Below are 10,009 nucleotides of genomic sequence, written 5' to 3'. Positions count from 1 at the left end.
GACAGTGCGACGATCGTTTTGCGCGGTCGTGATACGGCGGTTGCCCGCCGTTATCTCGGTACTTGGCTGTGGTCCGGTGATGTTGCTCATAACGACCTTATAGTGTCGCGGTGACGATGTTGGTGATGATGGTCGGCGCCGCAAACAGGCCGACGCCGCTGGCAACGCCCAGCACAAAGCCCATGATGCTGCCGCGCACGACGCCGGCGACCAGACCGACGATGACGAACACGATAGCGATGATGCGGCCGAGCAAACCTTCGACCCAGCCGGTCAGCAAGGTCCAGACGTTGTTGAACTCGGTACCGCCGGTACCGGCCATGGCGTCGGATGCCATCAACATAAAAAATAACGATGCCAGGGCCACCAAGACCCCGGTTCGAGTGGACGACTTCATTCAAACGACCTCGAGTGTTAAGAAATAGACGGTTGCCCGTCGAATCTCGGAAGATCAATTCCGGCGCTTGTTAAGCGGTCGCCCGCTGAGTCTCGCAAGGGGTATGGCCTGCGGTAAAGTTGAATGACGGATCAGGGTTGTTTACGATCCAGTCGAGATGACGGGCCGTCATCGTCATTCACATCGATGGCCGGCCGTTTCTCGGGTAAGCGTTGTTCGACTTGTAAGGGGAACAACGACGAATGTGTTGTCGGTGCCGCCTTGCCGATCATCCAACGCCGCTGTTCCAGCTCGGTGTAGACGTAGTTGGACACCATCAAATCGCCGTCGGCATCTTCCCAAGGTGCGATCCAGATGCGCATGACCTGGGAGGGCGTGCGAATCGGCGTGGGATCGTCGATCTTGGGCACGGGTTGTTGTAACGGGGGTGGGAGTGCCGGTGGTGAAGTTGACTCCGAGCGCTGGCTATTTTCCGGAGGTGCTTCCGGCAAAGCCGTGTTAGTGACCTGATAGGCCTGCGTGGTCGACAGACAACTGGGTTCGTCCGGCATGCCTTTGCAGGCGTATTCGGTGGTGGCGCAGCCGGTGGTTAACACCATCAGCAACAGGCCGATGAGAGTCAGGGAATTTAGGTGCATGGGTTTCATGGCTGTTTCTCCGGTGCGTTGGCGTTTTGGGCGTTTGTAGCGGGTGTCGTTGCCGGACTGGGCGACGGTTTCGGTTTGTCGGCCAACCAATCGGCTAACACCTCAGGTGCGCCACTGTGGGTGCGGCCGTCCGGGGCGATCAGAAACGGCACGCCCTTCAAATCGAACAGCTTGGCGGTGACCACGGCTTTTTGCAGTGGCTCTTTGTTGCACCGAGCGGGCGGTTCGGTCGGCAAGCCGGCGTAATCCTGTTTCAACAAGCGGTCGCGGACATAGTCTTTGACTTTGGTATCGCTTGCGCCCAACTGACAAGCCAGTTGCACGACGATGTTTTGCGATTCGGGGCCCAGGATGGGGATCATCACTAGTTTGAAAATGTACTGGTCCTGCAAGGCTTGCAGGTCTTTCATGACCTTACCGCAGTAAGGGCAGCGCGGATCGATGAACACCAGGACTTGGCCTTTGCCGTGGCCGATCGTCACGGCACCAAGGTCGTCGGCTTTTAGTTTCATCCGCGACAGGTCGATGCGGTTGGCGATACGATCGATATCCGCCAGTTCCTTGATCTCCTGTTGGGTCCAGATGTCCATCAATTTGCCGCCGTAAAAGGCAAAACGACCATTGCTGGAAATGAACACGGTTTGCTCGCCGGACTTGACCATCTTCAGGCCCGAGATCGGCAAGTCTTGCATGCCGTCGATTTTGATCGACAAAAGGCCTGCGGCAATGTTCGAGACCGGCTGCTTTTGCGGATTGGCAGCCAAGGCCATGGAGGCACTTAATAGCGTGGCTATCAATAAAGAAACTTGGCGTAGCGTCATAACGACCTTTGGAGTTGGGTTAAAGAATCAGTTCGGTGACTTCAGCTTCAATGTCGTGCCTTTCTGCACGATGAAGTTGACTTGACGGGTGGCATCGACTTCGATGACTGGGTAAATCTCTTCGGCCATGTCCATGTAAAAATGCGATAGCCGTTCCATGGCATAGCCCGCGCCTTTCAGTGCACCACCTTCCATCGACTGCGAGGAAAAGGCACTTTGGAAGGGTGTGGTGCCAGATAGCGCACCCAGGCCACCGGTCATCAGCACCGGAATCTGGTTACGGCCGAAGGCATCGGAAAAGCCGCGTAGGAATCCCGCCATCATGGATTGAGCCAGTAACGCGCCTTGTTTGGAGACCACTCGGCCACGCACCCCGTTTTTGCCGTCTTCGCCGGTGGCATAGGCATTCATCGGTACTTCGATGACGCCACCGTCCTGGCGTACGCAGGAAAAGGTCTCGCCGCGAAAGTAAGCCCGCTCGGCACTCAAATCACCGAATCCTGCTGCCAGCAAAAAGCACTCGCGCACATCGGCATGGAAACGGTTGGGCAAAATGGCTTCCTTCTTGATCCGGAACAGCACCGGCATGGGTTCTTTCTTGGCTTTGCGGCCGGTCGGCGCATCGAGGCCGTTCAGCAACACGCCGGTCAAAATGCTGCCAGCCGGGATGAAGACGTCGCTTTTGGCAGGATTTTGCTGAGACTGTCCGTGTGCGTTGGTCGGAGCCGCGTCTTTGGCATTCGTTGGATCAGCACCTTCCTGAATGACGCGAATCTGTATCGCCGCCGGCGCTTGGCTATTCGCTCGGCCTCCCGAGACGCCGGTGTTGCCGAGTGTCGGTACAGGAACGGCCGCTTGCTCGAACACGCGATTGAGATCGTCTTGCCCATTGTCGAACGGCAGATTACTTGGGCGGCGGTTGTAAGGTCTTCCCTGCGTCGATGGATCCAATGGGGTTTGATTGATGTCGCCTGGAGTGTCGGTCGTCGAGGGTATGGAGGCTTTGTTCTTCAACGACTCGACTTCACCAGTCACGGCTTGCAGCTTGGCCTCATAGGCTTCGCGCTCCGCGGTGGTCCATTGTTTGAAGCGGATTTCGTCGGATTGCTGCTCGCGGCGTTGCTGTTCTTCGATGGCGGCCAGTCGACGGGCTTGTTCGTCGTTCCTCTGCAGCAAATCTCGTAGCTGCGCAGAAATGCCGTCGATGCCTAGCGAACGTGGGTCGCTATCGGTCAGTATGTGTTGGATGGTTGCCTGTTTGCTTAGCGGTTTGCTGACTTCCGGGGTCACTGTGGCTAGCGCGATGATGACTGCCAACAGCACGGTACCAATGCTGCCGACGGCCAGGTTGCGTTTGGCGGTCGGACTCAAGCTTGTCCACCAGGTATCGACGACCGCCATTACCGTTGCCCTCCATTCAATAATGAAGGACGTAAACTGAATGAGTCCTCAGGCGATTGTCGGACCACGACATACAACTCGGTGGCTTCTTGCGGCTTCAATACTACGTTGGGCCAGACCGATACGGCCAGTACGTCCTGCTGTGTCGTTGCACAGCTGCGTTCGTCGAACTCGAGCATGTCGCCGCCAGTATTCTTGGCAAGCCCCACAAAGATCAGCCGATCCTGGCTTTCCAGGACTTGGCCGGTTTTAATCTGCACGCGGCCTTGCAGGCAGCGGATCTGTTCCTGCGGTTTGGGTTCCCGTAGCGAATAACCGGCTGGGCTCTTTTGCAAACCCAAATCCCGGAACAATGCTTTCAGTTGACTGATGTAGGCTTGTTCCTGTTGGCTCGAAGTTCGGCTCGTGGCATCGGTGCGCTGCCATTGGTTCAGTAACTGGTAACTGTACTTGTCCAGATCCAGGTGAATTTCCCGTGCCGGAATCCGTTTGGGGATCAACGTCAGTGATAGCGCAATGTCCTGATTGTCGCCGGGGGTTATGTATAACGTCACCGGCGTTTCGTCAGCGGTGGCGACATAAACGATTTTGCCTTTGGTACTGGTAGTCGCTTGACTAGTGGTCGTGACCACCGGATGTTCGAATGGCGTGACCAGGCGATTCAAGTGGCCGACGGCAATCGGCATCAGTTCGTTGATGCCGGGTTTAACCGCAATATGCTGTGGGCCGATGGAAGTGGTCGACACTGCGTTTGACGCTGCCGCTGCCGCTTGCTGTTTGGCGGCTTTCAAGATGCTGGCATCCACCGGTGGCAACTCAATACCTATATCCGGCTGAGACGAGACAACCGGCTGTGATGGCGATGCGGATGACTCTTCGGCCACGGTGGTGACTGGTGGTAACACTGTCACCGGTAAATCGTCGCTGGCCCAAGCACCGTTGGCGAACGAAAGTAATAACCAGGGGTGCAACAATCGTTTCATGGTTGAGCCTCATGCGATTGGCCTTGAGTGGCTTTCAAACGGGCCAGGGTTCTAGGGGAATCCGGATACACGTCTATGTATTCCAGGCGGGGCCGATAGTTTTTGATGGCAATGATGAATTCGTAGGTACGGAGCTTCACGTCCGGTTTGGAACTGGGGCCTTGGCTTTTGAGTTCACCGCTGACAAAAACCTTGTTGGTCTCGGCTTCGTAATCGACATGACGCGGGGTAAAACTGATCGCGACCCGGTCCATTTTGATAGCCTTGATTTGATCGCTCATGGCATCCAGGACACTGCGGTAAATATCCGGCGCTAATAACGGCTCGACAGCAGTTTTCAGAAAATCGGCATTGGCCGGCGTGGTGTTACCAAGCAATTCGGCCAGAAACAAGCCCCAGGACTCTTTGAACTCGCTGGACGCTTGGCTGCGGGTGACTTCGACTTCTTGCGTCAAGCTCGGAGGCACCAGAATGATGCTGCGCTCGGTGCGCCAGGCGGCCAGCGAAGTAATCACACACACCACCAGCAAGCCGATGATAATTACTCGGCTAAAGCGATTCTCGGTCTCGTGGCCATCCCAGGTCTGCAGAAAATCCGACAACTTCATGGCAGGAACCGGCGAATATAGGGATTGGGGATGATCTGCGCGCGACTGGGCAAAAGACCCAGCCAATACAGCGCATGCAAGGTGTAGCCATCAGGCCGGTTATCGCGGAATCGACGATAGAATTTGACCGCAATGAATCCCAGCACTAAGCCAGGGATGAATTGATCGATCAACATGCCTGTCAGCATGCTCACCATAAAGGGCACGATCTCGTCCGCACTCCACAATAAAATGTGGATCGGATCGTCGATCGATTGAGGGATGGCAACGGGTTCCATAATGACCTCCGGTTGGGATGGCCATTATTTTGCAAATGATTTTGGGCGAGTTGCCTGCAATAAAGGTCAAATACGCCCTTTATTGTAAGAGAGCAGAATTTTTTTTAAAAATCGCGACGAAAGGAATCAATTCACTGGTTTTTTGCCTCTAATTGCCATAAACCCTGATGGTTTTTAGATCTCACGCAAGGAGATTTGTCTAATCACCATTTATGGGTACCGCTGCTCTCGAACGTTCGACTCGCTCACGTAAATCCAGTCCGGGCTTGAAATGGGTGGAATGCCGAATGGGCAAGCTCACTTGTTCGCCTGTCTTGGGATTGCGACCCATCCGGGCGGCTCGTTCAATCACAGAGAATCCACCGAAACCACGAATTTCAATACGCTCCCCCTGTGCCAAATGCAGGGTCATCACATCAATGGTGATGTTGATCGCCATTTCGACATCGCGTTGCGGTAAATGGGGCAATTTAAGGCTGATGTGTTCGATGAGTTGGGATTTAGTCATTATCGGGTATGTGTTATCGGCAGTGTCTTGCCGCCTTGTTCGATGATCACCGCCTGTTTGAGTAAGTCGCTTGCGGTGGGGTATTTATCATAAAGGCCGCCAATGCCACGATAGTAAGTCATGGTATCAAACGGCTCTGACGCTTGTTTTCGGATCAATTCAGCCAGTCTTGACCTGAACTCCTGTGAAACGGTCACCATGCGCAGGCCTTTAACAATTTTGGTATCCGGTTCGATCAAGACCAGATTAAACGGCAAGTAGGCTTCACCTACATCAATGGTTTCGTCACCGGCTAGATGGATGGTAAACGCCAAGTCCGACCAATCCAGAAAGCCTTCGATTTTAAACAAAAAGAACAGATGGTTTTGTTCGGCAAATAACGCGAACGAGGCGGTGCCATTCAGAAAGGCTTGGATTTCGCCCGGCGAAACTGAAAAATTAAAAGTCAATAACGGCGCACCATTAGCCAGAACAATACTCATGCCTTCTTCAGGCATGTCATGTTCGAAGCGTTCGCCCACGCATAGTTTTATAAAGTCCATAGATTCTGTTTGGATTAATCGTCCTGGTAGATGTTCTGTCCGCCAACCCACTATAGCGGACAGGGTACCGTTCGGTCGCTCCGTATAACCTGCGTGAAACCGAGAAGCGAAAAAACGAGGCGGCTCCGTATGTTACCCGATGCCTGGCACTATTTTGGAGATATAAAAGCCGGTAATATCACGGTAAAACCGTTAACGGGGAACGTCAGCAATGGACTACACTGCAATTCTTGAAGCGCTCAATAAAGCATCAATGTTTGATTTACATCGACTACAGTCTGCCATTTATCAGGAACTCATCAATCCGGTTCGGGTAGAACAGGTAAAGGCGCAATTGAAAGTCGGCCAATCGATTAGCTATTTCGACCCGCAAGCCAACGGCTTGATCGATGCCGTTATCTTGAAGATTCAAAAGACCCGTTGCCTGGTGAGAAACGTCAAAGACCAAAAAAATTGGAACATCCCGTTTTATTACCTCAATCTGGATGATGTTGATACGGCGATTCAACCAAAACCGCATACCACCGGGATTCCCAAAAGTGCATTGCAAGTCGGTACATGCGTAGGATTCAGGGGCCGGGACAACCACGAACTGTTTGGTGAAGTCATCCGGCTTAACCCCAAAACGGCCACTGTCAAGATCAGTGATCAGCAGACTTGGCTGGTGCCTTATCAGCGTTTGTTTCCTGTCATCGATGGCACGTCTTATGGCGCGAACCCCACGCAAGCGTCGTTGTTTATCGAACATGACGAGGGTTAGAGCCCATGACGTCACAGGCTGCGCCAGCGCATGCGGAAAATCCCGTCGAAAAACTGCACGGCTCCATCGAACGTGTCACGTTTCATAGCGAGGCCTCGGGGTCTTGCGTGTTGCGGGTCAAGGTAAAAAGTTATCGGGAATTGATTACCGTGATCGGTTCGGCTGCCAGCGTCACGGCGGGTGAATACATCGAATGCCTGGGTTGCTGGGTCAATGATCGCCAACACGGCCAGCAATTCAAAACCATTTCGCTGAAAATCGTCCCGCCGACCACGTTGGACGGTATCGAGAAATACTTGGGCTCCGGCATGGTCAAAGGCATCGGTCCCCATTTTGCCAAAAAGCTGGTCAAAGCCTTCGGTGAACGGGTGTTCGATGTGATCGAGCAAACACCCGAGCGTCTGTTGGAATTACCGGGTATTGGTAAGAAACGCCAGGAGCGCGTGACCAGTGCCTGGGCGGAACAAAAAGTGATTCGGGAGATCATGGTCTTTCTGCAATCTCATGGTGTCGGCACCTCCCGTTCGGTGCGAATTTATAAAACCTACGGCGAGCAGGCCATTGAGAAAGTGCGCGAAAATCCCTATCGTCTGGCGCTAGACATCCACGGCGTCGGCTTTAAGACCGCCGATACCCTGGCACAGAAGCTGGGTATTGGTCCACAGTCCTTGATGCGTGCTCAAGCGGGTGTCCGCCATGTCTTGCAGGAATGGTCTGGCGAAGGTCACTGCGCAGCTATTCGCAGCAAGCTTTGTGAAATGGCGGCGAAATTACTGGAAATTCCGTTGACGATCATCGACCAAGCGATCGCGGCGGAATTAACCGAAGGCAATTTGATCGCCGAAATCGACGGCAGCGACGAATTCATTTTTCTGACGCCTTTGCATCGCGCTGAAATCGGCTGTGCCGCCCACCTGAACCGATTGAATCAGGGCGATGCGCCCTGGGGTGTGATTGACGCGAATAAAGCCATTCCCTGGGTGGAAGAGCAAACCGGCATGACCTTGTCGCAGTCGCAAGCGGCTGCTGTTCGCTTGGTACTTCAGCATAAAGTCTCGGTGATCACTGGCGGTCCCGGTGTTGGTAAAACCACGCTGGTCAACAGTCTGCTCAAGATTCTCAAAGCGAAACGCGTTCGGATTGGTTTGTGCGCGCCAACGGGACGAGCAGCGAAACGCTTAACCGAATCGACTGGCATGGAAGCGAAAACGGTGCATCGCTTGCTGGAGTTTGATCCGACGCAGTTCGCGTTCAAGCATAATGACGAAAACCCGTTGGCGCTCGATTGCTTAGTGATTGATGAGTCCTCGATGATGGACGTGGTGCTGATGAATCAGTTGTTAAAAGCCATCCCGACAGAAGCCGCAGTCTTGATCGTCGGCGACGTCGACCAATTACCCTCGGTTGGTCCAGGATCCGTGCTGGCTGACATCATCGAATCCGGGCAAATTGCCACCGTGCGACTGACCGAGATTTTTCGCCAGGCCAGTACCTCCAAAATCATCACGAATGCGCACCGGATTAACCACGGGCAAATGCCTGTGTTGGATAAGACTGAGGCCCTCAGCGATTTTTATTGCCTATACGCCGAAACACCTGAGGAGATTTTCGCTAAATTGATGCAAGTCGTCCTTGAACGGATTCCGCAGCGCTTCCACTTTCATCCGGTCAACGATGTACAAATTCTGACGCCCATGAATCGCGGTGGTTTAGGTGCTCGATCGTTGAATGTCGAATTGCAAGCTCGGTTAAATGGTCACAGCGAACCAAAAATTACCAGATTTGGGAATACCTATGCGCCGGGTGATAAGGTGATTCAGCGAATCAACGACTACGACAAGGAAGTCTTCAATGGCGACATTGGCGTGATCAAAAGCATTGATCTTGAGGAAAGTCAAGTCAAAATCTTGTTCGATGATCGGGAGGTCGACTACGAATTCAGTGATCTGGACGAAATTACGTTGGCTTACGCCACCAGTGTGCACAAATCGCAAGGCTCGGAATATCCGGTGGTGGTGATTCCGATGGCCATGCAGCACTTTATGCTGCTGGAACGCAATCTGCTCTATACCGGCGTCACGCGTGGCAAACAATTGGTCGTGGTGATTGCTCAACCCAAAGCGTTAGCCATGGCGGTGAAAAATCAGCAATCACAGCGCAGGATCACGCATTTGGCGGCTAGACTGAACGAAAATACGTGACTATTGTTACGCTGTACTCGTCGAGATCGGCCATCAAGAGACAGTCGCCAATTTTCAGCGATGGACAGGTAACTGGCCCATTACCGCCAATCATTTCGTTTGCTTCATATTCGCGATTTGGGATACGCATTTCTTTCATTATTGGGCTTTCCAATGGCCTGCCAGATTACCTTTTACCGAAGGGAATACCTGCTAGTCTAATCAATGGCGATGCTCAGAATCTAGGTGCAGTCAGAAGGCATGATTTGCTTTTAAAATAGTTGTCGCCTAAAATCGGACCAGACTAGTCAGAATTGGAGGTTGATTATGCATACTTGGCAAATTCAGGAGGCGAAAGCACGCCTTTCCACTGTATTACGCAACGCCGAACAGGATGGACCGCAGGAAATCACCCATCACGGTCGTTCTGTTGCGGTGCTGCTCTCACGTGCCGACTACGACCGGCTCACGGGTAATCGACAATCGCTGGTTGAATTCATGCGCCGTTCACCTCTATATGATCAGGTCGATCTCGTTATTGAACGTGATGTCAGTCTGACCCGAGAACTCGAACTGTGAGTTATTTGATCGATACCAACGTCTTATCGGAATTGCGTCGCCGTGAACCCAATAAAGGCGTCATCGAATGGTTCGAACAACGCCCTGCCACCACGCTTTACCTCAGTGTATTGACCTTGGGAGAAATCCGTAAAGGGATCGATTCGCTGGTCAATGACGATCGCCAGCTCAAATTGCTGGATTGGCTGGAAGTGGAACTGCCCCAGTTTTTTTCCGGCCGGATTTTGAATGTGGATGCCTACGTTGCTGATCGTTGGGGACGATTGAATGCCCAAATGGGCCGACCCATCCCGGATATCGACAGT

The 10,009-nt window shown here is 53.1% G+C and carries 13 protein-coding genes; 4 read left to right on the top strand and 9 right to left on the bottom strand.

The features are described from left to right. Positions 1–97 precede the first annotated feature (97 nt). The 9 genes from traA to M0R33_RS24095 form a co-directional block, all read right to left on the bottom strand. Entirely contained in the window at positions 98–397 is a 300-nt protein-coding gene (gene traA, locus M0R33_RS24135; RefSeq protein ID WP_292574515.1) for a TraA family conjugative transfer protein, read from the bottom strand. Positions 398–528: 131 nt separating this feature from the next. Beyond that, positions 529–1,044: a TraV family lipoprotein gene (locus M0R33_RS24130; RefSeq protein ID WP_292574514.1), complete on the bottom strand. Its 516-nt coding sequence runs from the start codon at positions 1,042–1,044 to the stop codon at positions 529–531. Next, a complete protein-coding gene (locus tag M0R33_RS24125) occupies positions 1,041–1,865 on the bottom strand; it encodes a DsbC family protein (RefSeq protein WP_292574513.1) in 825 nt (274 codons plus the stop codon). The genes M0R33_RS24130 and M0R33_RS24125 overlap by 4 nt, the downstream gene beginning before the upstream one ends. Before the next feature lie 27 nt (positions 1,866–1,892). Next, positions 1,893–3,266: a TraB/VirB10 family protein gene (locus tag M0R33_RS24120; RefSeq protein WP_292574512.1), complete on the bottom strand. Its 1,374-nt coding sequence runs from the start codon at positions 3,264–3,266 to the stop codon at positions 1,893–1,895. Further along, a complete protein-coding gene (locus M0R33_RS24115; protein WP_292574511.1) occupies positions 3,266–4,249 on the bottom strand; it encodes a type-F conjugative transfer system secretin TraK in 984 nt (327 codons plus the stop codon). The genes M0R33_RS24120 and M0R33_RS24115 overlap by 1 nt, the downstream gene beginning before the upstream one ends. Then, on the bottom strand, positions 4,246–4,857 hold the full coding sequence (locus tag M0R33_RS24110; protein ID WP_292574510.1) for a TraE/TraK family type IV conjugative transfer system protein: 612 nt from the start codon (positions 4,855–4,857) through the stop codon (positions 4,246–4,248). The genes M0R33_RS24115 and M0R33_RS24110 overlap by 4 nt, the downstream gene beginning before the upstream one ends. Next, positions 4,854–5,135, bottom strand: coding sequence for a type IV conjugative transfer system protein TraL (gene traL, locus M0R33_RS24105; protein ID WP_292574509.1), 282 nt, complete (start codon positions 5,133–5,135; stop codon positions 4,854–4,856). The genes M0R33_RS24110 and traL overlap by 4 nt, the downstream gene beginning before the upstream one ends. A 199-nt stretch (positions 5,136–5,334) precedes the next feature. After that, positions 5,335–5,643 (bottom strand): integration host factor subunit beta, encoded by a 309-nt coding sequence (locus M0R33_RS24100; protein WP_292574508.1) that lies wholly within the window; start codon positions 5,641–5,643, stop codon positions 5,335–5,337. After that, positions 5,643–6,185, bottom strand: a complete 543-nt coding sequence (locus M0R33_RS24095) for a hypothetical protein (RefSeq protein WP_292574507.1) — start codon at positions 6,183–6,185, stop codon at positions 5,643–5,645. The genes M0R33_RS24100 and M0R33_RS24095 overlap by 1 nt, the downstream gene beginning before the upstream one ends. Positions 6,186–6,396: 211 nt before the next feature. On the opposite strand from M0R33_RS24095, the gene M0R33_RS24090 reads away from it, so the two are divergent. From M0R33_RS24090 to M0R33_RS24075, 4 genes are all read left to right on the top strand, one after another. Continuing rightward, positions 6,397–6,945, top strand: coding sequence for a hypothetical protein (locus tag M0R33_RS24090; RefSeq protein ID WP_292574506.1), 549 nt, complete (start codon positions 6,397–6,399; stop codon positions 6,943–6,945). Between the two features lie 5 nt (positions 6,946–6,950). Then, positions 6,951–9,146, top strand: coding sequence for an ATP-dependent RecD-like DNA helicase (locus M0R33_RS24085; RefSeq protein ID WP_292574505.1), 2,196 nt, complete (start codon positions 6,951–6,953; stop codon positions 9,144–9,146). A 306-nt stretch (positions 9,147–9,452) separates the two neighbouring features. Continuing rightward, positions 9,453–9,704, top strand: a complete 252-nt coding sequence (locus tag M0R33_RS24080; protein WP_292574504.1) for a type II toxin-antitoxin system Phd/YefM family antitoxin — start codon at positions 9,453–9,455, stop codon at positions 9,702–9,704. Continuing rightward, positions 9,701–10,009, top strand: a 309-nt coding sequence (locus tag M0R33_RS24075; protein WP_292574503.1) for a type II toxin-antitoxin system VapC family toxin, incomplete at its 3' end; no start/stop codon positions are given. The genes M0R33_RS24080 and M0R33_RS24075, both read left to right, overlap by 4 nt.

Source organism: Methylomonas sp., from assembly GCF_023228165.1.
Taxonomy (GTDB): Bacteria; Pseudomonadota; Gammaproteobacteria; order Methylococcales; family Methylomonadaceae; genus Methylomonas.
Note: the sequence above shows the minus strand (reverse complement) of the source record. Positions and strands in the feature narration are given on the sequence as shown.

What these genes read in the sequence shown, in the direction of transcription:
- M0R33_RS24125 (WP_292574513.1), bottom strand. Translation starts at nt 1,865, where the DNA reads ATGACGCTACGCCAAGTTTCTTTATTGATAGCCACGCTATTAAGTGCC.
- traA (WP_292574515.1), bottom strand. Translation starts at nt 397, where the DNA reads ATGAAGTCGTCCACTCGAACCGGGGTCTTGGTGGCCCTGGCATCGTTA.
- M0R33_RS24110 (WP_292574510.1), bottom strand. Translation starts at nt 4,857, where the DNA reads ATGAAGTTGTCGGATTTTCTGCAGACCTGGGATGGCCACGAGACCGAG.
- M0R33_RS24095 (WP_292574507.1), bottom strand. Translation starts at nt 6,185, where the DNA reads ATGGACTTTATAAAACTATGCGTGGGCGAACGCTTCGAACATGACATG.
- M0R33_RS24120 (WP_292574512.1), bottom strand. Translation starts at nt 3,266, where the DNA reads ATGGCGGTCGTCGATACCTGGTGGACAAGCTTGAGTCCGACCGCCAAA.
- M0R33_RS24115 (WP_292574511.1), bottom strand. Translation starts at nt 4,249, where the DNA reads ATGAAACGATTGTTGCACCCCTGGTTATTACTTTCGTTCGCCAACGGT.
- M0R33_RS24085 (WP_292574505.1), top strand. Translation starts at nt 6,951, where the DNA reads ATGACGTCACAGGCTGCGCCAGCGCATGCGGAAAATCCCGTCGAAAAA.
- M0R33_RS24130 (WP_292574514.1), bottom strand. Translation starts at nt 1,044, where the DNA reads ATGAAACCCATGCACCTAAATTCCCTGACTCTCATCGGCCTGTTGCTG.
- traL (WP_292574509.1), bottom strand. Translation starts at nt 5,135, where the DNA reads ATGGAACCCGTTGCCATCCCTCAATCGATCGACGATCCGATCCACATT.
- M0R33_RS24080 (WP_292574504.1), top strand. Translation starts at nt 9,453, where the DNA reads ATGCATACTTGGCAAATTCAGGAGGCGAAAGCACGCCTTTCCACTGTA.
- M0R33_RS24090 (WP_292574506.1), top strand. Translation starts at nt 6,397, where the DNA reads ATGGACTACACTGCAATTCTTGAAGCGCTCAATAAAGCATCAATGTTT.
- M0R33_RS24100 (WP_292574508.1), bottom strand. Translation starts at nt 5,643, where the DNA reads ATGACTAAATCCCAACTCATCGAACACATCAGCCTTAAATTGCCCCAT.